At 74.9% G+C, this 23740-nt stretch carries 21 protein-coding genes and 1 pseudogene; 12 read left to right on the forward strand and 10 right to left on the reverse strand.

What is annotated here, in order from left to right; genetic code table 11:
- The first annotated feature begins 66 nt into the window (after positions 1 to 66).
- Together ACFU9E_RS10810 and ACFU9E_RS10815 are read left to right on the forward strand one after the other, a co-directional pair.
- The gene (locus ACFU9E_RS10810; protein ID WP_380682261.1) at positions 67 to 2169 is read left to right on the forward strand and encodes an alpha-galactosidase; all 2103 of its coding nucleotides are present in this window, start codon (positions 67 to 69) and stop codon (positions 2167 to 2169) included.
- 145 nt (positions 2170 to 2314) lie between these two features.
- Complete coding sequence (locus ACFU9E_RS10815) at positions 2315 to 4378, forward strand: NPCBM/NEW2 domain-containing protein (RefSeq protein ID WP_380682277.1); 2064 nt, start codon at positions 2315 to 2317, stop codon at positions 4376 to 4378.
- A gap of 137 nt (positions 4379 to 4515) precedes the next feature.
- Here ACFU9E_RS10815 and ACFU9E_RS10820 read toward each other — a convergent pair whose 3' ends face one another.
- Positions 4516 to 5796, reverse strand: a complete 1281-nt coding sequence (locus tag ACFU9E_RS10820; protein ID WP_380682260.1) for a sensor histidine kinase — start codon at positions 5794 to 5796, stop codon at positions 4516 to 4518.
- Between the two features lie 485 nt (positions 5797 to 6281).
- A complete protein-coding gene (locus ACFU9E_RS10825) occupies positions 6282 to 6716 on the reverse strand; it encodes a CBS domain-containing protein (RefSeq protein WP_380683639.1) in 435 nt (144 codons plus the stop codon).
- A gap of 190 nt (positions 6717 to 6906) precedes the next feature.
- Here ACFU9E_RS10825 and ACFU9E_RS10830 point away from each other — a divergent pair, with 190 nt between their 5' ends.
- The 7 genes from ACFU9E_RS10830 (at position 6907) to ACFU9E_RS10860 (ending at position 14236) form a co-directional block, all read left to right on the forward strand.
- Positions 6907 to 7815: a helix-turn-helix domain-containing protein gene (locus ACFU9E_RS10830; RefSeq protein WP_380683638.1), complete on the forward strand. Its 909-nt coding sequence runs from the start codon at positions 6907 to 6909 to the stop codon at positions 7813 to 7815.
- 70 nt (positions 7816 to 7885) lie between these two features.
- Positions 7886 to 8386, forward strand: a complete 501-nt coding sequence (locus ACFU9E_RS10835; RefSeq protein ID WP_380683637.1) for a VOC family protein — start codon at positions 7886 to 7888, stop codon at positions 8384 to 8386.
- 25 nt (positions 8387 to 8411) lie between these two features.
- Positions 8412 to 8786: an MmcQ/YjbR family DNA-binding protein gene (locus ACFU9E_RS10840; RefSeq protein ID WP_380683636.1), complete on the forward strand. Its 375-nt coding sequence runs from the start codon at positions 8412 to 8414 to the stop codon at positions 8784 to 8786.
- Positions 8787 to 8822: 36 nt separating this feature from the next.
- Positions 8823 to 9947 (forward strand): saccharopine dehydrogenase, encoded by a 1125-nt coding sequence (locus ACFU9E_RS10845; RefSeq protein ID WP_380683635.1) that lies wholly within the window; start codon positions 8823 to 8825, stop codon positions 9945 to 9947.
- Between the two features lie 554 nt (positions 9948 to 10501).
- Entirely contained in the window at positions 10502 to 11062 is a 561-nt protein-coding gene (locus ACFU9E_RS10850; RefSeq protein ID WP_380683634.1) for a TetR family transcriptional regulator, read from the forward strand.
- 125 nt (positions 11063 to 11187) lie between these two features.
- Positions 11188 to 13041 (forward strand): non-homologous end-joining DNA ligase, encoded by a 1854-nt coding sequence (gene ligD, locus ACFU9E_RS10855; RefSeq protein ID WP_380683633.1) that lies wholly within the window; start codon positions 11188 to 11190, stop codon positions 13039 to 13041.
- 61 nt (positions 13042 to 13102) lie between these two features.
- Positions 13103 to 14236, forward strand: coding sequence for a hypothetical protein (locus tag ACFU9E_RS10860; protein ID WP_380683631.1), 1134 nt, complete (start codon positions 13103 to 13105; stop codon positions 14234 to 14236).
- Between the two features lie 79 nt (positions 14237 to 14315).
- Here ACFU9E_RS10860 and ACFU9E_RS10865 read toward each other — a convergent pair.
- The 5 genes and pseudogenes from ACFU9E_RS10865 to ACFU9E_RS10885 all read right to left on the reverse strand — a co-directional run.
- Positions 14316 to 14882 (reverse strand): annotated as a pseudogene (locus ACFU9E_RS10865) (type 1 glutamine amidotransferase domain-containing protein); the annotation flags it as partial.
- Positions 14883 to 14909: 27 nt separating this feature from the next.
- Positions 14910 to 15248, reverse strand: coding sequence for a PRC-barrel domain containing protein (locus ACFU9E_RS10870; RefSeq protein ID WP_380683630.1), 339 nt, complete (start codon positions 15246 to 15248; stop codon positions 14910 to 14912).
- Positions 15248 to 15745 (reverse strand): hypothetical protein, encoded by a 498-nt coding sequence (locus ACFU9E_RS10875; RefSeq protein WP_380683629.1) that lies wholly within the window; start codon positions 15743 to 15745, stop codon positions 15248 to 15250. Before ACFU9E_RS10875 ends, ACFU9E_RS10870 begins: the two co-directional genes overlap by 1 nt.
- Positions 15746 to 15813: 68 nt before the next feature.
- Positions 15814 to 16284 carry an HAD family hydrolase gene (locus tag ACFU9E_RS10880; protein WP_380683628.1) on the reverse strand — a complete coding sequence of 157 codons (471 nt, stop codon included), beginning with the start codon at positions 16282 to 16284 and terminating at the stop codon, positions 15814 to 15816.
- Between the two features lie 118 nt (positions 16285 to 16402).
- Positions 16403 to 17104 (reverse strand): GNAT family N-acetyltransferase, encoded by a 702-nt coding sequence (locus ACFU9E_RS10885; protein ID WP_380683627.1) that lies wholly within the window; start codon positions 17102 to 17104, stop codon positions 16403 to 16405.
- A 98-nt stretch (positions 17105 to 17202) separates the two neighbouring features.
- Here ACFU9E_RS10885 and ACFU9E_RS10890 point away from each other — a divergent pair, with 98 nt between their 5' ends.
- Positions 17203 to 17733, forward strand: coding sequence for a GNAT family N-acetyltransferase (locus tag ACFU9E_RS10890; protein ID WP_380683626.1), 531 nt, complete (start codon positions 17203 to 17205; stop codon positions 17731 to 17733).
- A gap of 49 nt (positions 17734 to 17782) precedes the next feature.
- Here ACFU9E_RS10890 and ACFU9E_RS10895 read toward each other — a convergent pair whose 3' ends face one another.
- Positions 17783 to 18433 (reverse strand): TNT domain-containing protein, encoded by a 651-nt coding sequence (locus ACFU9E_RS10895; RefSeq protein ID WP_380683625.1) that lies wholly within the window; start codon positions 18431 to 18433, stop codon positions 17783 to 17785.
- Between the two features lie 412 nt (positions 18434 to 18845).
- Between ACFU9E_RS10895 and ACFU9E_RS10900 the strand changes: the two genes are divergently transcribed.
- The gene (locus ACFU9E_RS10900; RefSeq protein WP_380683624.1) at positions 18846 to 19235 is read left to right on the forward strand and encodes a hypothetical protein; all 390 of its coding nucleotides are present in this window, start codon (positions 18846 to 18848) and stop codon (positions 19233 to 19235) included.
- A gap of 236 nt (positions 19236 to 19471) precedes the next feature.
- Here ACFU9E_RS10900 and ACFU9E_RS10905 read toward each other — a convergent pair whose 3' ends face one another.
- Positions 19472 to 20923: a geranylgeranyl reductase family protein gene (locus ACFU9E_RS10905; protein WP_380683622.1), complete on the reverse strand. Its 1452-nt coding sequence runs from the start codon at positions 20921 to 20923 to the stop codon at positions 19472 to 19474.
- A gap of 357 nt (positions 20924 to 21280) precedes the next feature.
- Between ACFU9E_RS10905 and ACFU9E_RS10910 the strand changes: the two genes are divergently transcribed.
- Positions 21281 to 22489, forward strand: coding sequence for an LPXTG cell wall anchor domain-containing protein (locus ACFU9E_RS10910; RefSeq protein ID WP_380683621.1), 1209 nt, complete (start codon positions 21281 to 21283; stop codon positions 22487 to 22489).
- 101 nt (positions 22490 to 22590) lie between these two features.
- Here ACFU9E_RS10910 and ACFU9E_RS10915 read toward each other — a convergent pair whose 3' ends face one another.
- Positions 22591 to 23691: a calcium:proton antiporter gene (locus tag ACFU9E_RS10915; RefSeq protein ID WP_380685068.1), complete on the reverse strand. Its 1101-nt coding sequence runs from the start codon at positions 23689 to 23691 to the stop codon at positions 22591 to 22593.
- Between the last annotated feature and the right edge of the window lie 49 nt (positions 23692 to 23740).

Below are 23740 nucleotides of genomic sequence, written 5' to 3' on the forward strand. Positions count from 1 at the left end.
CACCAGCGCGACTCCCCTTCACCAGCGAACCTCATGCGCCCCCACCCGCGCACTTCTGGAGCGCCCATGCGCAGATCCGCGCCCCGAATCGTCCCCCGCACCCTGCTGGCGCTGGCCCTCGCCGCGTCCGGCCTCGGCACGCTCGCCCTCGGCCCGGCGGCGACCCCCGCCGCTGCCGCGCCCACGGCCGTCACCGTCGAGAACGGACAGGCCCTCACCCCGCCGATGGGCTGGAACTCCTGGAACATCCTCGGCACCGCCGTCACCCAGGAACAGGTCGTCCAGACCATCGACTTCATGGTCGCCCGCGGACTGGTCGCGGCCGGCTACGACACCGTCACGATCGACGACGGATGGTCGCTCGGCCACCGCGACGGCCAGAGCGCCGACTTCGCGAAGACCGCCGAGGGCGCCATGCAGCTCTACGACGCCAACCGCAACCCGGTCAGCGGCACCGACGGCACGGGCCTCGACGTCACCAGCGGCCACCTGGTGCCCGACCCGGCGCACTTCCCCTCCCGCACCGTCAACGGCCGCACCGTCAACGGCATCGAGTACCTCTCCTGGTACGCGCACAGCAAGGGCATGAAGCTCGGCATCTACGCCACCACCACCTACACCACCTGCCAGGGCCACCCCGGCAGCCTGGGCCACGAGAGCACCGACGCCGACGACTTCGTGGCCTGGGGCGTCGACTACGTCAAGTACGACGACTGCCCCTACGGGCCCCAGATCACCGGGCCGGACGGCCACAACTACTACACCCAGGGCATCGGCCGGGAGCTCACCCGCTCCATCTACGCCCGCGCCCAGGACTTCCGCCGGGCACTGGACGCCTCCTCCGCCGCGCGGAACCGGCCCCGGGTCACCCTGAGCATCTCCGCCCAGCCCGTGCACACCGGCGTCCCGTACCTGCTGGCGGCCGACGACCCCGCCCGCACCGACCCGGTCGTCGTCGCCGCCGGCACGCCCCCGTTCGAGGCGCCCGGCTACGCGCCGACCGGCAAGTGGTGCGGCCAGGTCGCCAACCTGTGCCGGATCGGCGGCGACCGCGGCCCCGACCTGGACGGCGTGCTCTACAACGGCCAGCTGCGGACCGCGCTGGAGTACCCGGGCAACGTCCGGCCCGGCAGCTGGAATGACATGGACATGATGTTCGCGGGCTGGCTGTCCCCCTACGGCGTCTACGGCACCACCGACAACTGCACCTGCCACAAGCCGATGACCGACGACGAGGCGCGCAGCGAGATGTCCATCCTCGCGATGATGGCCGCCCCGCTGATCAGCGGCGCCGACCTGCGCACCGCGGCGGACACCCGGCACACCGACCAGGGCGTCAGCTGGACCACCGGCATCAGCGACTCCGCCCTCGCGATCTACAAGAACACCGATGTCATCGCGGTGGACCAGGACCGCCTCGGCAAGCCGGCCACCCTGGTCGGCGCCCCGCCCAACAGCCCCGCCGCGCCGATCGTGCTCAAGCGCCAACTGGCCGACGGTGACACCGCCGTGCTGCTGGTCAACCAGGACCCGGCCGGCTGGAAGAACATCACCACCACGCTCACCGACCTCGGGCTGACCGGGCCCGGCTACACGGTCAAGGACCTCTGGACCGGCGCCACCGGTGTCTTCACCAACACCGTCGGGGCCTCGGTGGCGCCGCACGGCGTCACGCTGTACCGCCTCAAGGCGCTGCCCGCCACCGTTCCGGCCGCGGTCGTCGGCGACGGCCGCTACCACGGCATCAGCGCGGGCGGCACCGGCGGCCAGGCCCTGGAGGTCCGCGGCATGTGCGCCGCGCCGGACGGCTCCACCACCGACATCAACACCTGGTGGGACTGGCACACCTCGGAGCAGTGGAAGTTCACCCCGAACCCCGACGGCACCGTGCACATCACCGACAACTGCGACACGCCCACCCAGGTACACGGCACGCTGACCGGCGGCAACGGGCCCGGCTCGGCCGCCTGGGTGCTCAACCGCTGGGACCCGGCGAGCCCGCACCAGAAGTGGCGGGTCGTGCAGAACACCGCCACCGGCGCACTGATCATCACCAATGTCGCCACCGGGCTGGCCCTGGAGGCCCCGCAGAGCGCACCGACTTCCGCGGTCGTCCTCGGCGCGCCGAACCCGGCCGCCCCCGGTCAGGCCTGGACACTGCTCAACTGAGCGGCCGCGTTCCGTTCCTTCCTTGCCCGGGTCCAACTCCCCCGACCCGACCATCCTTTCGGCTCCCTCACCTGGAGGATTCTTGCGCACCCCCGAAACCCGGCCGGGCCGCCGCTTCGCGGCCGCACTGACCGCGCTCACCCTGATGGCGGGCGGCGGCGCCCTCACCGTCGGGCTCCAACTCGCCACCGCGCCACCGGCCGCGGCCCTCGACAACGGCCTCAACCTGACCCCGCAGATGGGGTTCAACAACTGGAACTCCACCGCCTGCGGGGAGCAGTTCAACGAGGCGATGATCAGGAACATCGCCGACATCTTCGTCGACAAGGGCCTCAAGGCTGCCGGCTACCAGTACGTCAACCTCGACGACTGCTGGGCGATGCCCCAGCGCGACGGGGCCGGCAACCTCGTTCCCGACCCGGTCCGCTTCCCGCACGGCATCAAGGCGCTCGCCGACTACGTGCACGGCAAGGGGCTGAAGTTCGGCCTCTACTCCAGCGCCGGGGACCACACCTGCGACACCAAGGGCTTCCCCGGCGGCCTCGGCCACGAGCAGCAGGACGCGGATCTGTGGGCATCCTGGGGCGTCGACTACCTCAAGTACGACAACTGCCGCAACCAGGGCGTCGACGCGCAGACCCGCTACCGGGCCATGGGCGACGCGCTGAAGCGGACCGGCCGGCCGATCCTCTACAGCATCTGCGAGTGGGGCAGCACCGGGCCGTGGAACTGGGCGCAGCCGGTGGGCAACTCCTGGCGCACCACCGGTGACATCAGCGACAACTGGGAGAGCATGATCTCCATCGCGCAGGCCAACCAGGGCCTGGCCAACTACGCCAAGCCCGGCGCCTTCAACGACCCGGACATGCTGGAGGTCGGCAACGGCGGCATGACCGGCACCGAGTACCGGACCCACTTCAGCCTCTGGGCCCAGATGGCCGCACCGCTGCTGATCGGCTCCGACCTGCGCAGCGCCGAACCGGAGACCCTGGAGATCCTCACCAACAAGGACGTCATCGCGGTGGACCAGGACCCGCTCGGCCGGCAGGGCTCCGTGGTCTCCCGGGTGAACGGGCTCGTGGTGATGAGCAAGCCGCTGGCGGACGGCAGCCGTTCGGTGACCCTCACCAACGAGCGCTCCTACGACACCACCATCAGCACCACGGCGCAGGCCATCGGCATCGGCGGCGCGGCGTCGTACACGGTCAAGGACCTGTGGTCCAAGCAGAGCACGACCAGCACCGGGGCGATCGGCGCGGTCGTCCCGGGGCACGGCACGGCGATGTTCCGGGTCACCCCGAGCTCGCCGGTCTCCCCGCCCAACGGGGTCACGCGGTTGAGCGACCTGCCGTTCACCTCCGTCTCCAACTTCTGGGGCCCGGTGGAGCGCGACCACAGCAACGGCGACCACGCGGCCGGCGACGGACGGACCATCACCGTCCGCGGCGTCCAGTACCCCTACGGCCTGGGGGTGCACGCCCCCAGCGAGATCGGCGTCCACCTGGGCGGCACCTGCCGCAACCTGGTCACCGACGTCGGGATCGACGACGAGGCGTACGGCAACGGCTCGGTGGTGTTCCAGGTCTACGCGGACGGGGTGAAGGCCGCCGACAGCGGCCCGGTCACCGGCCGGGACGCGGCGAAGCGGCTCACCGCCGACCTCACCGGGGCCGGAGAGCTGCGGCTGGTGGTCACCGACGGCGGCGACGGCACCAGTTGGGACCACGCCGACTGGGCGAACGTCCGGATCGCCTGTGGCAGCGGCCCGGCCGCCGGCACCTACCAGCTCTCCGACCTCGCCTGGTCCGCCGCGGGCAACAGCTGGGGTCCGGTCGAGCGGGACATGAGCAATGGTGACAACCAGGCCCGCGACGGCTCCGCGATCAGCATCGCGGGCGCCAAGTACCCCAAGGGCCTGGGCGTCAACGCGTTCAGCGAGATCGTCTACTACCTCGGCGGGTCCTGCTCCGCGCTGAGCACCGACGTGGGCGTCGACGACGAGGCGCAGGGCCGGGGTTCGGTCTCCTTCGAGATCTACGCCGACGACAGCAAGGTCGCCGACAGCGGGCGGATGACCGCCGCCTCCGGGGCCAAGCACCTGGCGGCGGCGCTGACCGGGGCCAACGAGCTGCGGCTCGTGGTGACGGACGGCGGCGACGGCACCAACAGCGACCACGCCGACTGGGCCGCACCGGTGCTCACCTGCTGACCGGGGCGGGCGCGGTGCCGAGCGGTCCTCGGCGCCGCGCCCGTCTCGTGGCAGCTCATGGCGGGCTCGGGTGTCGGCGGTCGCGGCGTCGACGGTCTGGGTGTCGTGCCGTCAGAACCCGTCCCAATCGTCGGCGTTCATCCGGTAGCTCGACCGGTCGCACGGTCGGCCCTGGTCGCCGCCGCTGCGGCGGTCGTTGCCGTCGTCGTGACGTCGGCTCCGGCTCCGGCTCCGGCGGGCGACCGGCGGGGAACCGTCACGGTGACGGCCACGCCCCCGGGTTCACCGGCGTCGTCGGCCCCGCCGACCCCGTCGACCCCGCCCCGGATGTCCACCCGGCCGCCGAGCAGCGCCACCCGCTCGCGCAGCCCGCGTATGCCGTGGCCCGGTTCGGAGCCCCGGGCGATCCCCCTCCCGTTGTCGGTGACGGTCAGCCGGGCGGCCGGACCGTCCAGGACGAGCCGGACCTCCACCCTGGTCGCCCGGCCGCGCCGGCGGGCGTTGGTGATCGCCTCCTGGGCGGCGCGGTAGAGGGTGGTGAGCGTCCCGGCGTCGTGGCCCGACTCCTCGCCGGTGACCGTGAGCTCCACCGCCAGCCAATCGTCGCCGAGGTACCGGACGAGCTCGGCGAGCGAGCGGACCAGGGAGAATGGGCGCGCCCCGCGCAGCACGCCCACCGACTCGCGCACCTCCTCCAGTGCCCGCCCCACCGACCGACGCGCGTCCGCGAGGGCCCGCGCCGAAACCTCCTGGTCCAGTACTCGGAACGCCTCGGCCTTCTCCAACTGCACACCGGCGGCGGTGAGCCGGTGGCCGAGGCTGTCGTGGATCTCCCCGGCCGCCCGGCTGCGCTCCTCCGCCGCGGACAGTTCCGCGACCCGCTCCGCGTAGCGGGCCAGCCGCTCGCGCGACTCCTCCAGCCGTACCCGCGTCTCCTGTTCACGGACCGCCGACCCGGCCACCGACAGGACCAGCGCCAGGGCGAGGCCGAACACCAGCACGTCCGACACGTAGACCGGACGCACCCACCACCCCGGTGCCAGGACCGTCAGCCCGATCAGCAGCAGCCCGACGCTCCCGGCGGCGCAGACGAGCGCCACCCACCGGCCGAAGGCCAGGTACGCGGTGAACGGCACCAGGACGAACAGCGCCCGCGACACCCCGGAGCCGTCCACCACCGCGACCACCGCGAACAGCGTCACCCGCGCCGCCAGCAGCGGTTCCGCGGGCAGCCGCGCGGCCGGCGCCGAGTCCGGCCCGGGCGCCTCCAGGGCGAGCAGGGCCAGCAGACCGGCGGCGAAGACGGTGAGCCGGGCACCGCCGAACTCACCGGCGGCGACCGCCGCGTGGTAGAAGCCACCGGCCAGGACCACGGTGTAGAGCACGGGCGGGATCCACCGCACGGCGCGCTGTTCCATCCACCCCTCCTCAGTGCCGACCGGGCCGGTCCCGACCACGCCGGGACTGTACCCGCGTTCCCGGCACCCTCCCCTCCCTCGCACAAAGATTGGCCAAAGGTCATGGAGGGCCGGGGCACAGACCGCGCGAACATGTGCAGATCGGCACTTCTTGGCCCCCTGCGCGGACCCCTAGCCTCATCAGCGTCAGGTTCAGCGCCCCTCCCGGCCTGTCCCCGGGAGCTCGGAACGAGGAGTGAACATCCATGCACCACAGCGTTCTGACAGGCCATCGGATCATCCGACCGCGCCTTCGCCGACCCGGCCGGGCCCTGACGGTCCTGGCGTCCATCGCCGTCCTCGCGGCCCTCGTCCCGGCAGTCGCCGCCGTCGCCCTGCGACCCGGGTCCGGAAGCGTCGGCGAGGACCCTCGCGCGGCCCGGCGCGGGCGTCCTCGCGGGGCGGGGCCCGCCGGCCCCGCCCCGTCAGGTCCGGGACGGCCGGCGTCACCGCTTCATGTAGACGCTGTCCATGAAGTCGATGATCTGCTGGTCCGTCAGGCGGTGGCCCTGACGGTGGCCCATCGCCAGGTCGGCCTCGCTGATCATGCCGACCAGCCGGTCACCGTCGATCACCGGGATCCGGCGGATCTGGTGCTGCTCCATCTTCTGGAGCACGGCGTCGATGCCGTCCTCGGCACGGACGCAGTGCAGGTGGCCGGCCAGTTCCATGGCCTTCACGGCGGCCGGGTCCCGTCCCTCCGCGATACATCGGACGATGATGTCGCGGTCGGTGATGATGCCCTTCAGCTTCTGGTCGCCACCGCAGATCGGGAGGGCGCCGACGTTCATGTCGCGCATCATCCGGGCGGCGTCGGCGAGGCTCTGTTCGGCGTCGACGCACTGGGCGCCGGGGTGCATGATGTCTCGGGCTGTGGTCACGGGGACTCCTCCTCAGGGTCTTCCCCCGAGCAGCGAACGGTCCGCTGCGCCCACCCTATGCACCCCGCCGACGGTCCGCGAGCGCATCGCCCCGGGTGCTACGTGCGGTCACCGCCGGGCCGTGCGGGAGCAGGGCCCGGCACGGGCCCTGCCGCTGCGGCGGGCGCCGGGGCGGACCGATACTGGGGGCGTGACGGACGAGTTCGCCGGGGCACCGCCCGGCAGGACGGCGGCCGGCGACGACCCGCTCGACGAGGCGGTCCGGGTGCGGCCCACGACGGCGCTGCGCCCGTACGTGGCCTGGTACTCGGGCTACCGCCGGCACGGTGTGCCAGCCGCGCTGCACCGGGGTCTGCCGTCCCCGCACCTCACCTTCATCCTGACCCTGGACGATCCGCTCACGGTGGCCGGCCACCCGGACCCGGGGCAGCCGCCCGCCCGGTACGCCACGCTGATCGGCGGCCTGCACACGGCGCCCGCGCTGATCAGCCACGACGGCCGGCAGTCCGGCATCCAGCTCGCCGTCCACCCGCTCGCGGCGCGGGCCCTGTTCGGGCTGCCCGCCGGGGAGCTGTCCGGGATGGACGTCCCGGCCGAGGCAGTGCTCGGGGCGGCGGCCGCGAGCCTCCGGGAGGCGGTCCGGGAGGCCCGCGACTGGCCGGAGCGCTTCGCGGCGCTGGACGGCGCGCTGCTGCGGCTCGCGCGCCCTTCCGGCCAGGTGCCGCCGGAGGTCGTCCACGCCTGGTCCGCGCTGCGGCGCAGCGGCGGGGCCCTGCCGGTGGCCGTGCTCGCCCGGGAGACCGGGTGGAGCGAACGGCACCTGCTGGACCGGTTCCGCCGGGAGACCGGCCTCAGCCCGAAGGCCGCCGCCCGCGTGATGCGGTTCGACCGGGCCCGCCGGCTGCTGGCCGCGCCCGGCCGGACGCCCCGGCTGGCGGAGCTCGCGGCATACTGCGGCTTCGCCGACCAGGCCCACCTGGCCCGCGAGTTCCGCGCGCTGGCCGGGTGCGCGCCGAGTACCTGGCTGGCCGAGGAGGGGCCGGACGCGGCGAAGTTCCGAAATGTCCAAGGCGGGGCCACCGGGCCCGCGCCAGAGTGAGAGGCATGACGGCGGTCCGGCCCGGTGCCTGTCCGGGACCGGCCGCCACGACCCGGAGGAGGCACCCGCCATGGGCACCGACACCACCGACACCGGCCCCACGAACACCGCCGACATCAACTCCGGCGGAACGGCGCCTGCGCCGCAGGTCTGGCCGAGCCTGCGGGCCCGCGACGCCCGCGCGCTGATCCGCTTCCTCTCGGAGGCGTTCGGCTTCGAGGAGGTGGTCGCCTACGGCGAGGGCGCGTTCGTGGCCCACGCGGAGCTGGCCTGGCCGGAGGGCGGTGGTGTGATGCTCGGTTCCGACCGCCCGACGCCCGAGGGCGCCGAGCCCTGGCCCGGCGGCCCCGGCACGTTCAGCGCGTACGTGGTCACGGCGGACCCGGACGCCCTGCACGCGCGGGCCGTCGCCGCCGGGGCACGGATCACCACCGCGCCGTTCGACACGGACTACGGTTCGCGCGACTTCGCCGCCGCCGATCCGGAGGGCAACCACTGGTACTTCGGCACCTACCCGGGCGCCCCGACCCACGGCGGGCTGAGCCGTGCGCCCCGGCGATACGAGCAGTGACACGAGCGGTGACACGACCGGCGACGTGACCGCAGCCGATTCCTCCGGCGAGGCGGCGGCCGTGCAGCGGCTGCGGGCCGTCTGCCTGGCACTGCCCGAGGTGGACGAGCGGGTCAGCCACGGTGAGCCGACCTGGTTCGCCGGTGCCGGCCGCCGGGCGCGGGTCCTCGTGATGCTCTCCGACCACCACCACGACGACCACCTCGCGTTCTGGTGTCCGGCGGCGGCCGGCGCCCAGGAGTTCCTGGTCGCCGAGGAGCCGGACCGGTTCTTCCGGCCGCCCTACGTCGGCCACCGGGGCTGGGTCGGCGTCCGCCTCGATGTGACACCGCTCGACTGGAAGCGGATCGAGGACCTGGTCGCCGACGCGCACGCCCTGGTGACCGGCCGCGCACCTTGACAATATTTTTAGGTCAGGTGACCTATTTTTTCTTCCATGACCACACCCGCACACGTCTCCGCCCCCGACACCCTCACCCACGACCCGCACGGGCCCGTCCTCCTGGTCGGCGGCTACGGGACGGTCGGCGCCGAACTCGCCCGCCTGGTGGCGGCCGACCACCCCGTACTGCTCACCGGCCGGTCCGAGGAACGGGGAGCAGCGCTGGTCCACGACCTCGGCGGAGCCCCGCACGCCGCGGTCCGCCGCTGGGACCTAGCCGACCCGGCACCGTTCCAGGCCGCGGTCCGGGCCGTCGTGGGCGTGGTCAACGACCCGGACGACCGGGTGCTGCGAGCAGCGATCGTCGGCGGGGTGCCGTACGCGGACATCACCCGCTGGACCGTCCGGCTCCAGCGGGCCGCCACCCTGGCCGCCCTGCTGCGCCCGACCGCACCGGTGCTGCTCTCCTCCGCGTGGATGGGCGGCGTCGTCAGCCTGGTCACCGCCGCGCTGGCGGACCGGCTCGGCGGGGCGGACCGGGTCGAGACCGCCATCCGCTGGGACCTCGCCGACCGGGCCGGTGCGGACTCCGTCGAGTTCATGGACCGGCTGGGGCTGGACTACGAGGTCATCCGCGAGGGCCGGCGCAGCACGGTCGCCCCGTTGAGTGACGCGGGCACCGTCCGGATCGGCGACCGTCCCACCCGGGTCGCCCGGATCGACACGCCCGAGCAGTTCACCCTGCCGCTCACCCTCGGCACCACGACCGCCACCACCCGGATCGGCTTCAGTTCCGGCCTCAGCACCCGGGCCCTGCTGGCCGCCAAGCACGCCGGCTTCTTCCGCTGGGGCCGGGGCGAGCGCTGGCAGTCCGCCCGCCGCGCCATGCTGTACTCCCCTGGCGACGGCGGCACCGCGCTCCTGCGGATCGACGTCACGCACGGCGGCCGCACCCTCACCGCCGTCGTCGAGGACCGCGCCGGCCAGGCCCACCTCACCGCCGTCGGCGGCCTGCTCGCCCTCCGCCGCGCCCTCGGCACGGACGGTGCGGCCCCCGCCCCGGCCGGCGTCTCCTTCCCGGAACGGACACCCCGCCCCGCCCAACTCCTCCCCGCACTCGCCGCCCTCGGTGTCTCGGTCGACATTCACCCCGCCACCGGCTTGGATGCTGCCGCATGAGCACCGCCCCCGCCCCCTCCACACCGCCAGACCCGAACCCGGGCAACCCCACCGAGGTACCCCCCGGGCGGCCCCGCCCCCACAAGGCCACGCGGCGACCGGATCCCACCCCACCCACGCCCGCCCCGAACACCGCCACGGAAGCCGGCACGCCAACGGCTCCCGGCCCGGCACGGCCGAAGCCCACCCCCGGCCCCCACAGATCGGCCACCGCTCCGAAACGCCGCACCCCCGACAGCCCGGCCGAAACCGCCGCCACCACCCCTGGGCACGCAGGCGAACCGGAGGAAGCCGAACGGCAGGCGGAAATCGCCACCGTGGCAGCCCCAACCATGGAGCGAGCCGAAGGCACCGCCGGTGCCCACGGATCGGCCACCGCTCCGGAAGGCCACGCCCTGGCCGGCGCGGCGGGGGCCGCCGGCACGGCGGCCCCGGGGCCGGGCGGCTCCGGCAGTCGCTCGGTGGGAGCTGGGTCCGGAGAGCGGGTTGCCGGGAGTGCCGGCAAGGGGGGCCCGGGGCGGGGGCGGAAGGGGGCGGAGCGGCGGGAGGCGCTGTTGGACGCGGCGGAGGGGGTGCTGGTCGCCGAGGGCGGGGCGGAGTTGACGATGCGGGCCGTGGCGGCGGCGGCCGGGGTACGGCTGGGGCATCTCCAGTACTACTTCCCCACGCATGCCGACCTGGTCGCGGCTGTGCTGGAGCGGGTGCTGCGGCGGTCGGCGGAGCGGTTGGCCCCGCTGCTCGCTCCCGAAACCGCCCCCGACACCGACACCGCCCCTGACACCGACACGGCCGCTGCGGTGGTGGTGGCGCTGCTGGCCGAGCAGGAGGACGCGCGGCTGGTCCGGCTGTTCGCCGAGGTGTGGGCGCTCGCTGCCCGGGACGCGGCGGTGGCCGGTGCCGTCCGGCAGTTCTACGACGGTTACCGGGAGCAGGTGGCCGCGTTCCTCGGCCGGCGACGGCCCGGGCTGTCGCCGGCCGAACGGCAGGCCAGGGCCGGGGTGTTCGTGATGCTGATCGAGGGCGCCTCGCTGTTCCGCTCCGGGCTGGCGGGTGCGCGGGCGCCGGACACCGATGCCACGCTGGTCCGTACCGCGCTTGACCTGCTCGGGCCGTGACACTCCCGGGCAACGGGCAAGCGACCTGCCCGGGGCATGGACGGCTCGCGCCGGGCCCCCGCGCCGGGCAGACTGGCCGCAACGGACCCGGCCGCGCCGGGACGCGCGCAGCCTCGGAGGCGGCGATGCCGCAGATGGTGGTTGACGGGCGCACGCTCGCGCTCTCGCATCTGGACAAGGTGTACTACCCGCAGACCGGCACCCTCAAGGGCGAGGTGCTGCGCTACTACGCCGCCGTCCACGCCGCGCTGCTGCCGCACCTGCGCGACCGCCCGGTGTCCTTCCTGCGCACCCCGGACGGCGTGGCGGCCGAGGTCTTCGTCGCCAAGAACCCGCCGCCCGGGACGCCCCGCTGGGTGCGCACGGCCGAGGTGCCGAGCAACAGCGGCGAGCTGCGCCAGGTGGTGCTGGAGAACGGCGCCGCCCTGCTCGCACTGGTGAACCTGGGCTGTCTGGAGCTGCACGTGCCGCAGTGGCACACCGCCGCGCCGGGGCTGGCGGACCGGCTGGTGCTGGACCTCGACCCGGGCGCGGGGGCGGACGTCCTCACCTGCCGCACGGTGGCCGGGATGCTGCGCGAGCGGCTCGCGGCGGACGGTCTGGAGGCCTGGGTGAAGACCTCCGGCGGCAAGGGCCTGCACCTGATGGTGCCGCTGGAGCCCATGCCGAGCGCCCGGGTCTCCGCGTACGCCAAGCAGCTGGCCGCCGAGCTGGAGGCGGCCCACCCGGACCTGGTCGTGCACACCATGGCGAAGGCCCGTCGCACCGGCCGGGTGCTGGTCGACTGGTCGCAGAACACGGCCAAGAAGACCACCGCCGCGCCGTACACCGTGCGGGCGCAGCAGCGGCCGACGGTGTCGGCGCCGCTGTCCTGGGCGGAGTTGGACGCGGCCGGGTCGGTGGAGGAGCTGGTGTTCACGATCGCCGACGTGCCGGATCGGCTGGCAGCGCGCGGCGACCTGTTCGCGCCGCTCCTCGATCCGGCACGCGCCCGTCCGCTGCCCGCCGCCTCGCCGCGCACCCCGTCCACCGCCGCCACCTCGACCGCCCCGACCGCCTCACCCCGAAGAGCGCCCTCGGCCGCCGCCCGTGATCCGGTGGTCCTGGAGCCCCCGGTGGAGGTGATGCGCCCGGCGGCCGTGCCCGCCGTCCCCCCGGCGGACGGCCTCGGCGGGGCCGGGGTGGTGTACGAGCTCAAGCTGGACGGCTTCCGCTGCGTGGCCTTCGCGCGCGGGCCGGGGCGCCCGTCGTTCCTGCAGTCCCGCTCGGGGCGGGACCTCACCGCCGACTTCCCGCCGATCGCCGCCGCCGTGACCCGGCTCCCGGCCGGGCTGGTGCTGGACGCGGAGCTGGTCGCCTGGCGCGGCGGACGGTTCGCCTTCGAGGAACTGCTGCGCACCCGCCAGGCGCGGGCCGCCGAGGACGTGGCGCTCGGGCTGATCGCCTTCGACGTGCTCGCCCTGCCGGGTCGGGACGTCCGGGGGCTGCCGTTGGCCGACCGGCGGCGGCTGCTGGTGGCCGCGCTGGCCGACGTCCCGCCCCCGGTCCAGGCCGTCCTGGCGACCACCGACCGGGCCGAGGCGCTGGCCTGGATGGAACGGCTCGCCGACACCGGGGTGGAGGGGCTGGTCTGCAAAGCGGCCGGCTCCCCGTACCGGGCCCGCGGCGCCGGGCGGGTCTGGGTGAAGTACCGACGCGGCGACACCGTGGACGCGGCCGTGCGCGCCGTCACCGGACCGCCGGCGCGGCCGAGGGCAGTGGTCCTGGAGCTGGACGACGGCCGGGTCCTGCTCTCCTCGCCGCCGCTCTCCCCGCCGCAGTCCCGACAGGTGGCGGAGGCGACGGCCGGACGGCTCGGCCCGCCCGTCCACGACGCGCAGTACGGCTCCGTCCGGCCGGTCACCACCGCGCTGCGCGCCGAGGTGACCGTGACCGGACGGCCTCCGACGGCGCTCTTCGTCCGGCTGCGCGGCGACTGAGCCCGGACGCGCCCACCGAGCCGTACCCGCCCACCGAGCCGCGTCGAGGGAGCCCAGCACCATGAACCACAGCCCCAGCCCCAGCCCCAGTCCGAGTCCCGACCCCGACCCCGACCCCGCCGAAGCCGACGCCGGCCCCGCCGAGGGCGCGCCCGTGTACGCGGTCGGCCGGGTCGGCGTCGACTTCCGCTCCGCGGCCCGCCTGGACGGCTTCCGACGACAGCTGGCGGAGGTCCCCGGCGGACCGCCCCCGGATCCCGGGGACGCCCGGCAGCTGTACGACCACCTGGTCGGCAACCCCTGGGCCTCGTCCGAGGTGACCTGGACGCTCACCCTCGACAGCACCCCGGTCTACGCCCTGGAGGCCGGACCCGCCGTCGGGATGGACTGGTCCGGCCCGCTCCCCGGCCCCGCGCCGGACGGGACCGAGGAGGACGAGGAGGAACGGCTCGCGCTGCTGCGCCGGATCGCCGCCGCCCCGCCGGTGCACCCCGTCCACCGGGCGCTGCGCGAGGCGCTGCTCGGCCAGTCGCTCCCGCTCGGGGATCCGGGCCGCATCGGCCGGCTCACCGTCCCCGGCCGGCTCACCGAACGCTCGACGCGGCTGTTCTCCGGCCGGACCGTGCCGGTGGTCCGGGTGAGCGCCGTCGGCCTGGCCCGCTGGACGGAGACCCCGCTGATCGCGGCCGCCGTGGACACCGTCGCGGAGGGCATCACCCGGCGCGATCGCAATCCCGACGACGGACACGACGACGACGGACACGCCCACGATCACGACCACGAGGCGGTGACCGGGCACGTCCGCGCACTGCTCGACAAGGTGTACTACCAGCTTCGCAACCCGGGCCGGAGCGCCGCCGAGCGGGCGCTGAACCACGCCGTGACGGAGACCTTCCTGAGCGGCGGCCTGCTCGGCGAGGGCCCGCTCTCCGCCCAGCGGCTGCCCGACGCACTCGCCCCCGCCACGCCCGGCCCCACCACGCCCGGCCCGGCCACACGCGGCCTCTGCACCCTGGACACGATCACCGTCGCCAGGAGCCCGTACTGCCGGGCGGACTCCGACTGCCAGGACGTGATGGTGCGCTTCTTCGACCCGGCCGACGACCGGCGTGCCGCCGTCACCTACGTCTGCACCGTCGACGTCAGCGACGAGCTGCCGGTCAGTCTGGGACCGGTCCACCGCTTCCTCGGCTGACGTCCTCCGGTGCCGTGTGGCGGGAGGGGGCGGCCTCGTGGGCGACCGGCCAGGGCGGGTGCGGGCCCTTGGCCGGGTGCGCGTGGGCGAACTCCGTCACCAGTGTCTCGTTGAAGACCGGCAGGTCGGAGGGCTTGCGGCCGGAGACCAGCACGCCGGGACCGTCCCGGCAGACGTGGACCGGCTCGTCGACCCAGTAGGCGCCGGCGTTGACCAGGTCGGTGCGGATGCTCGGCCAGGAGGTGAGCGTGCGGCCGCGCACCGCGTCCGCCTCGATCAGCGTCCACGCGCCGTGGCAGATCACCCCGACCGGCCGGCCGGCGGCGGACAGCTCGTGGACGAAGGCCACGGCGGCCCGGTGCAGCCGCAGGGTGTCGGGATTGGCGACGCCGCCCGGCAGGACCAGCGCGTCGTAGGCGGCCGGCTCGGCCACACCGACGAGGTCGTCGACGGGGAAGGTGTCCGCCCGGTCCAGGTGCCGGAACGCCTGCACGCGTCCGGGCCGGGTGGACACCAGTCGCGGCGTGCCGCCCGCCTCGGCGACGGCCTGCCAGGAGGAGGTCAGTTCGGTCTGCTCGACGCCCTCGGGCGCGACCAGGAACGCGACCGTGCGGCCGGTGAGGGCGACGAACTCCGTCCGGCTCACCCCGCTCACCACCCGTCCCGCGCCGACTCAGCCCGCACGGCCCGCACGGCCCGCACGGCCCGCATCGGGCCCGGCCGCCCCTCCCACCCGGTCGACGGCCGCGGGCGGCGGCGCCGAGCGCACCCGGGCGCGCGGGCAGTCGAGATGGACGACCAGTTCGAGGTGATCGATCCGGGACACCAGTCCGACCGGTACCAGGACCGGGGCGCCCGGCACCCACGGCCGGGTGTCCACCAGCAGGTGGTCCCCGGCGTCCTGGTCCACCCGGCCCAGCGGGCCGTCCGTCGCCTCGACCTCGTAGCCGACCAGCGTGAGATCGGCGGCGTGGTGGGAGCCGGGGCGGTACTCCCACAGCTCGGTGGTCATCACGTCTCCGGATAGTCCCAGGGCCTGCGCTCGCGGCCGTCCTGCCGGTCGCGGCGCCCCTCCGGATGATCGCCGGGGCGGTCGCCGCCGTCCGTGGGCTCCCCCGGCCACCCGCGGGCGCGCGGTCCCCGGTACCCGCCGTCCAGCAGATCGTCCGCCGTCTCCTCCACGCGGGCGCGCCGCCGACGGCGCAGCACGGTCGACAGGGCGGCCGCCATCAGGACGCTGCCGATCCAGACCGCCGCCGAGGCGATCGCCACGGCCGCGGTGGGCTTGCGCACCGCGACGCTGAGGCAGACCGCCGACATCACCAGTGCCGTCATCAGCACACCGGCCGGCATCCGGCGGCCCAGGCCGCCCAACGCGTTCCCCAACCGGCTCGGCCGTTTGGCACCCATCGTGCTCAACCGCCGGTCGAGGCGGGTGTCCCTGCTCAGCTCGCCCTCGATCTCGGCCAGGAGCCGCCGCTCCCGTCCGCTCAGCGCGGGTCCGTCCATCTCGGTCACCTCCGGCACTTCCGGTGACGACGTCCTCCCGTCCGGGCGAGTGCCCGGCGGGGTGCGGGCTAACCGCTCCGGCCCGCCGAGGCGGTCGAGGAGGTCAACCCGGTCGACGCGGTCGGACGGCGGTCGCGGAACGCCCGGGGGCGGGCGAGCAGGCTGTCGTCCAGCACGCGCAACAGGGCCGCGGCGTCACGGTGCACCTCGACGGCGCCCGCGGCCCGCAGTTCGGGCGCGGTGGCACCGACGCCGAGCACGGCGACGCAGGCCACCCCGGCCCGGCGCGCCGCCCGGACCTCGGGCACGCTCCCGGCGACGAACACCGCGTGCGCGGGCTCTCCACCGACCAGGTCGAGCGCGGCCCGAACCGGGTCGTGGCCGGGGTCGGTCACGGTGAGCGCGGGGGTCGCGGCAGGACCGGGGGCGGTCAGCACCACGGTCCAGCCACGGGCGGCGCACTCGCGCGGCAGATCGGCGGAACCGCGTGGCGTCGCACGCCAATCGGCCCCGAAGAGTGCCGCGGAGATGACCGTCATGGCCCACCGCTCCCGTTCCGCACCACGTACGGGCGCGCCCTTCCAGGTTAGGCCCGCACCCGGCACCCCGCCCCCTGCCCGCCTGGGAACCGGGCAGCCCGATGCCATCCGCGCGGGCTCAGCCGTCCCGGCGGCCCCGCGCCTCGGGGCCGGGACCCGCGCCGGCCTCGGTGTCGGGGTCGGTGGCCAGCCGGGCGTGGAGGTGCTCGTCGTGGTAGCGGCCGTCGCCGAAACGGTAGGAGGCACGCAGGGTGCCTTCGAGCGGGAAGCCGCAACGGTCGGCGACCCGGCACGAGGCGGGGTTGTCGACCGCGTGCGCGAGTTCGATGCGCCGGGCGCCCGCGGTGTCGAAGCCCCAGCGGGTGACCGTGCGGGTGGCCCGGGTGACCACGCCCCGGCCTCGGGCGGCCGGCAGCAGCCAGTAGCCGACCATGGCGAGCCCGTCGGCACGGTCGGTCCACCGCAGGGCGATGGTGCCGAACAGCTCGGAGTCCACGGCGTCCAGGATCGCGAAGTAGCCGAGGCTGCCGTTCTCCCAGCCGGTGGCCCAGCGGTCGAGGCACGCCTCGGCCTGCACCGGGTCGGCGGCGCGCAGCGGGTTCCAGAGGGCGATCTCCGGATCGGCGGCGGCCTTGGTCAGGCTCGCCACCGCACCGCCCCGGACCTCCAGGCCGGGCCGCCACGGACGCAGGACGACGTCGCCCAGGTCGAGGACGGCCGGGACGAACCCGCGGCTGCCGTCGGTCGGCGGTCCTACGGGCGCTGCGGGCGCGGAGGAAGCGGCGGAGCCGACGGGTGCGGTGGAGTGCGTGGTGCTCATCCGCCCTTCCTATCCCCCGTCCCACCTGCCCGGCAACGGATTTACCGTCGCCGCGAAAACCGGTCGGCACCGCAGCCCCGGCGTGCCACGATCGGCCCATGGCCGAACTCCTCACCGCCCACACCTCCGCCCTGGACCCCGGCACCAGGGAGGCGGTCCGGGCCCTGCTGGCCGAGGAGTTCGTCGACCTGGGCGAGGAGGACTGGGAGCACGGGCTCGGCGGCGTGCACGCGCTGGTCCGGGAGGGCGGTGTGCTGATCGGGCACGCGGCGGTGGTCCAGCGGCGGTTGCTGCACGCCGGACGGGCGCTGCGCACGGGGTACGTGGAGAACGTGGTGGTGCGCGCGGACCGGCGCGGGCGCGGCCACGGTGCGGCGCTGATGGCGGCGTCGGAGGCGGTGGTCCGGGGCGGCTACCAGCTGGGGGCGCTCTGCGCGGCGGACGACGCGGTGGCGTTCTACGCGGCGCGCGGCCGGCAGCCGTGGCGCGGTCCGCTCGCCGCGCTGACGCCGCACGGCCCGGTGCCGACGCCGGACGACGAGGGCGAGGTGTTCGTGCTGCCGGGTGCGGTGGCGCTGGACCTCGACGGGCGGTTGGTGTGCGACTGGCGCGACGGCGACCTCTGGTAGCCGGAGCCCGGAGGCCGCAGTCCAGGGACCGCCGTCGCGCCGGAGGGGGTCAGACCCGGGCGAGGTAGCCGTTGTCGACGAGCCAGAGCACGTTCAGCCGGGCCGGACCGTCGGGGACGAGCGCGGCGTCGAGCTGGTACTGCAGACCGTAGCCGGGCTGGCCGAACCAGGGCGCTATCGGTCCGGCGTGCACCTTGAAGGGCTTGACCACCTGGTAGTCGTGGTAGTTGCAGCTCGCGGCCGGGTTGGCGTCCAGGCTCTGCGGCGGGATGGAGCGGCTGGCGTAGGGCAGGCCCTCGGGGGCGAGGAACGCGCCGTACTCGCTGCCGTAGCGGTCGATCCGCTGGTTCGGGTAGAGGGTGATCTCGAACTCGACCGGGGTGCCGTCGGGCAGGGTGACGTAGCCGTTGGCGGGCGGGTATATCCAGCCCGGGCTGCCGTTGTTGGCGGTGGGGCTGTAGTAGGTGGCGAGGAACTTCGCCTCGTCGAGGCCACCGGTCCGCCGGTAGCCGATCAGCTCACGGCCGACCGTGCCGGCGGTCGGCAGGTCGGCGGGGCCGAGCCGGGGATCGCCGTGGAAGTCCGCCGTCGAGCACTCGTCGGACGGGGTGGCGGCCGTCGTGGCGGCGAGGGCCGGGGTGGTCGGGGCGAGCAGGGCGACGACCGCGGCGAGCGGTACGGCGAGCAGGCGAAGGCGCACGTTGTCTCCGTCATGAGGTGGTGAGCTGGCATGCAGCTTGGGTGGTGCGGTGGTTCGGTGATGAGCCGGCGGCGGCACGGCGGGCGGACCGGAGCATGATCGGTCACCCTCCGTGGCCAAGCCGGCACCAGGCAATCGGATCATCTGAGTGCACGTCAACCGCCCGAGCCCGTAACGGGTCCGGAGCCCCCGGTTTCGGCCAACCCGCGCACGTCGGGTGCCGGGGGCGTGCAAACTGGAGGGTCGCGCCCCCAGCCTCGGACCCGGCACAGCCGCCGCAACCAGCGGCGGACCCCGCCGGAGCCGCCGGGGGACGCATCAGTTCCATTGACAGCGCGTCGGGCCGGCCCGATCCTCGCCGGTACGGCCCGGCCGCCGGCCACGGCCGCTCGACGACCGGGGGTGGTCAGCGATGACGGACCAGTGCGCCGCACGGCGGATGCCGACGTCGGTCCGGCGGGCGGTCGCGTGCGTGTGGATCCACGCCGCGCTCAGCGGCTGCTCGGGCCTCCTGCTGCTCGGGGCCCTCGGCCGGAACCAGGGCGACGAGGTCGCGCTGGTGCGCTTCGTCGCGATGACCTCCGTGCTGGTCGGCCTGCTGCTCGGCACCTGTGCCGGCCTCGCCTCGCGCCGGGCCGGCTGGACCAGGACGACGGTGGCCGTCATCGAGGCCCTGTCCGTGGCCGTCGGCGTGCTCCTGGTGGCCACCGGCTCGTTCGCCGCCCTGGCCGGCATCGCCCTCGGCGCGTTCGTCCTGCGGGCGTTCCTGTCCGCCGACGGGCGCGCCTGGTTCAGTGACTAGGCGTGCCCGCCGGCCCGCGGCGGGGACGGCGGGGCTCGGACCGGGGACCGGGTTCGGGCCAGGGACCGGGTTCGGGCCAGGGACCGGGTTCGGGCCAGGGACCGGGTTCGGGCCAGGGACCGGGTTCGGACCGGGGACCGGGTTCGGGCCAGGGACCGGGTTCGGGCCAGGGACCGGGTTCGGGCCAGGGACCGGGTTCGGACCGGGGACCGGGTTCGGACCGGGGACCGCCGGGTTCAGCCCCGGCTGCTGGGGGCCAGGCGGCCGAGGAGGTGCAGCAGGCGGTCCAGCGCGTCGCGGGAGTTGGGCTCCGTCAGGTTGACCATCAGCCGGAACGCTGCCCGCAGCAGGGCCGGGTTGCCGAGCCCGACCGCCCCGGCCGCGCCCACCAGCCGCGGGTGGCTCAGCGCGGCGGCGGTGAGCCGCCCGAGCGCGAAGTAGCCGTCGTAGGCGGCGCGCAGGGCCTGCGGGTAGGCGCGCAGGGCCAGATCGCGGCCGCGGTCGGTGCGCCGGGCGAGGGCCTGGACGATCGCCTCGGCGGCGAAGCGGCCGGACTCCATCGCGTAGGCGATGCCCTCACCGGTGGCCGGACTGACCGTGCCACCGGCGTCGCCGACCAGCAACAGGCCGTCGGCGTAGTGGGGTTGGCGGTTGAGTCCCATCGGGAGGGCGGAGCCGCGGATCGGTTCGGTGACGGCCCCGGGGTGGTAGCCGTACTCGGCGGGGAGATCGTCGCACCAGCGGCGGAGCAGCTGCCGCCAGTCCACCTCGCGGGGCACCGCGCCGGTGTCGACGACACCGAGGCCGATGTTGGCGGTGCCGTCGCCCATGCCGAACACCCAGGCGTAGCCGGGCAGCAGGCGGCGGGCCGGGTCGGTGGGGTCGCGCAGGTCGAGCCAGGCCTCCAGGTAGCGGTCCTCGTGGCGCGGGGTGGTGAAGTAGGTGCGGTAGGCGACCCCCATCGCGCGGTCGGTACGGCGGTAGCGCCGCATCGCCAGCGAGAGCCGGGTGGAGTTGCCGTCGGCGGCGACCACCAGGGGCGCGCGGTAGGTGACGGGCCGGCGTTCCTCGCCGAGCCGGGCGGTGACGCCGGTGATCCGGCCGGTCCGCTCGTCCAGCACCGGGCCCGCCACGTTGGCCCGCTCCACCAGCCGGGCGCCGACCGCGGCGGCCCGCCGGGCGAGCAGCTCGTCGAAGTCGGCGCGGCGGCGGACCAGCCCGAAGCCCGGGTAGGCGGACAGCTCCGGCCAGTCGAGTTCCACCCGGCGCCCGCCCGCGACGATCCGCAGGCCGCGGTTGTGCAGCCAGCCGGCGGATTCGGAGACGTCGATCCCGAGGTCGATCAGCTGCCGGACGGCGCGGGGGGTGAGGCCGTCGCCGCAGACCTTCTCCCGGGGGAAGGCGGACTTCTCCAGCAGGAGGACGTCCAGGCCGGTGCGGGCCAGGTGGTAGGCGGCGGTGGAGCCGGCGGGACCCGCGCCGACCACGATCACATCGGCCGTGTCCACGCCGGTCCCGGACCCGCCGTCGGCGGCGGTCGGCTCCGCCCCCTCGACCGGCTCCGCTCCCCCGGTCCGCTCCACTCCCCCGGCCTGCCCGGCGCCCCCGACCGGCTCGGCGCCGCCGGACGGGCCGGCGGGGTCCGGCTGGGCGGGACGGGTGGACGACTGCTCTGCTGGGCCGGGCATGCGGCGCTCCCACGGGTGTCGGTCCTGCGGCGGACTCAGCGGATTCGGCGGACACAGACGATATGGACCGCGAACGCCCCGTCGAACCCGACACGCGGGCATCGGCCGCCCCACCCGACACCACCCGGCCCGATCGGACCGATCCGCACACCGGCCCCTCACATCCGGGTGACCGAATCGTTGCCATGAATTTGTCGGACAATCTGCTTTGCTTTCTGGCAATTCGGCCAAACCGTCCTTGCGGAGCCGAACCGGCTACGGGATTTTGATGCGTCTCGTCCGCCGACCGATGTCGGCCGAGGGCTCCCACCTCCACGCGCGGCCCCGCCGGGCCGCCGATCCCCGTTGGACACAGCCATGCGCATTCGCTCCACCACGGCGCGGTCCCTCGTCGCCGTCCCCGCCGTCGCCGCCCTGCTGCTCGCCACCCCCACCGCCGAGGCCGCCGCCGGCGGCCAGGCCGCGAAGGGCAACAACGGCACCGTCAAGATCCACGACTCCTCGACGGGCGAGGAGCCCAAGAACAACGAGCCCAAGGTATGCGCCTTCTACCTGGACTCGTTCGGCTTCGACCCGGGCCAGGACATCGTCTGGCTGATCGCCCAGATGCACACCGACAACAAGGAGACCGCCGTCGTGTACGGCGACATCCCGGTGGACGGCAAGGGCCACATCCGGACCGAGGACATCAACCTGCCGGACGGCCAGTACAAGCTGTACTGGGCCTCGGTGGAGCTGGACCGCGGCAAGCTGCCGACGACGCCGCCGAAGCTCAACAACCCGAAGCACAAGGTGTTCAAGGTGGACTGCGGCGGCCGCACCCCCACCCCGACCGCCACGCCGAGCCCGACCGGCAAGCCCACCACCACGCCGCCGGTGACGCCGACGCCGGTGCCGACGCCCACCAAGGCGACCCCGGTCCCGCCGCCGCCCACCAGCGCGACGCCGACCACCCCGCCGACCACCCTGCCGACGACGCCGGTCCCGACGGTCCCGGTCACCCCGAGCACGGTGCCCACGGTGGCCCCGAGCGAGACGCCGTCGCCGACCGAGGCGCCGACCCCGTCCACGCCGCCGACCACGACGCCGCCGAACCCGACGGTCCCGCCGACCGTCGCCCCGACCGGCTCGCCGAGCGCGATCCCGTCGGTCACGCCGAGCACCACGCCCAGCGGCACGCCGGCCACCACCCCGGCCGCGAGCCCGTCGGCCACCCCCTCGGCCACCCCGGGCACCACCGGTTCGGCGAGCCCGTCCGGCACCGCCACCCCGGGCGGCCAGGCGCCGGAGCCGAGCGCGAGCGGCCCGGCCCCCAAGCCCACCGCGACCGTTCCGGTGCACATCGCGCCGGCCGACACCGTCGTCGACCCGGCCGACCCGCTGATCATTCCGACCCAGGTCAGCGTGCCGACCCCGATCGCCGGTGGCACGTCCTCCGGCAAGGACCTCGCCTCCACCGGCAGCAACGGCACCGGCACCCTGCTGATGGCCGGCGCGGGCACCGTCCTGCTGCTCGGCGGCGCGGGCGCCGTCGTCTACACCCGCCGTACCCGCCGCTCCTCCTGATCCGGCGCCCGGACCTCCGGCACCCGGACACGTGAACGGGCCGGTGACCCTCAAGGTCACCGGCCCGTTCGCCGTCCCCGTCCCCGCCGTCCCCAGGGCGCTCAGGGGGTGATCGCCAGCTCCACGTAGGCGGCCAGGATGGCCAGGTGCACCGCTCCCTGGAGCGGCGTCGCCCGGCGCGGGATGACCGTCAGCGTGCCGACCACGATGGTCAGCGTGAGCAGCACCAGGTGCGAGGAGTCCAGGCCGAGCACCAGCGGCCCGGAGAGCCAGTACGAGGCGACCGCCACGGCCGGGATGGTCAGGCCGATGCTCGCCAGCGCGGAGCCGAGCGCCAGGTTGAGGCTGGTCTGCACCCGGTTGCGCTTGGCCGCGCGCAGGGCGGCGATGGTCTCCGGCAGCAGGACGAGCAGCGCGATCACGACACCCACCACCGAGTTCGGCAGCCCGGCCGACTGCACCGCCGACTCGATGGTCGGCGACACGCCCTTGGCCAGGCCGACCACCGACACCAGCGCCACGCCGAGCAGGGCCAGGCTGACGATGGTGGCCCGCATCGTCGGCGGCTCGGCGTGGTCGTCCTCCTCGACCACCTTGCCCTCCGGGGTGACCGGCAGGAAGTACTCCCGGTGACGGACCGCCAGGGTGGCGACGAACAGGCCGTAGAGCACGAGCGAGGCGGCGGCCGCGAAGGCCAGCTGGGCGGGCGAGAACTGCGGGCCGGGCGAGCTGGTGGTGAAGGTCGGCAGCACCAGGCTGAGCGTGGCGAGGGTGCCGATGCAGGCCAGCGCCGCGCCCGTCCCCTCGGCGTTGAAGACCGCCACCCGGTGCTTGCTGGCCGCCACCACGATGGACAGGCCGAGGATGCCGTTGCAGGTGATCATCACCGCGGCGAACACGGTGTCCCGGGCGAGCGTCGCCGACTTGTCGCCGCCGTCGATCATCAGGGTCACGATCAGCGCGACCTCGATCACCGTCACCGCGACCGCGAGCACCAGGGAACCGAACGGCTCGCCCACCTTGTGGGCGATCACCTCCGCGTGGTGCACGGCGGCGAGCACGGCGCCCGCCAGGAACAGCGACACCACGCCGACCACCCAGCCGGGGAGATCGCGGTGCCAGGTCAGGGCGAGGACGGCGAAGGCCAGCAGGGGCACGACGACGGTCCACTGCGTGACGGCAGGTCGGAGCTTGGTGAACATGCCGCCGAGCATCCCATCCGGAAGCACGGGTTCCACGGCGGCGCCACCG

The organism is Kitasatospora sp. NPDC057595, assembly GCF_042800875.1.
Lineage (GTDB): Bacteria > Actinomycetota > Actinomycetes > Streptomycetales > Streptomycetaceae > Kitasatospora.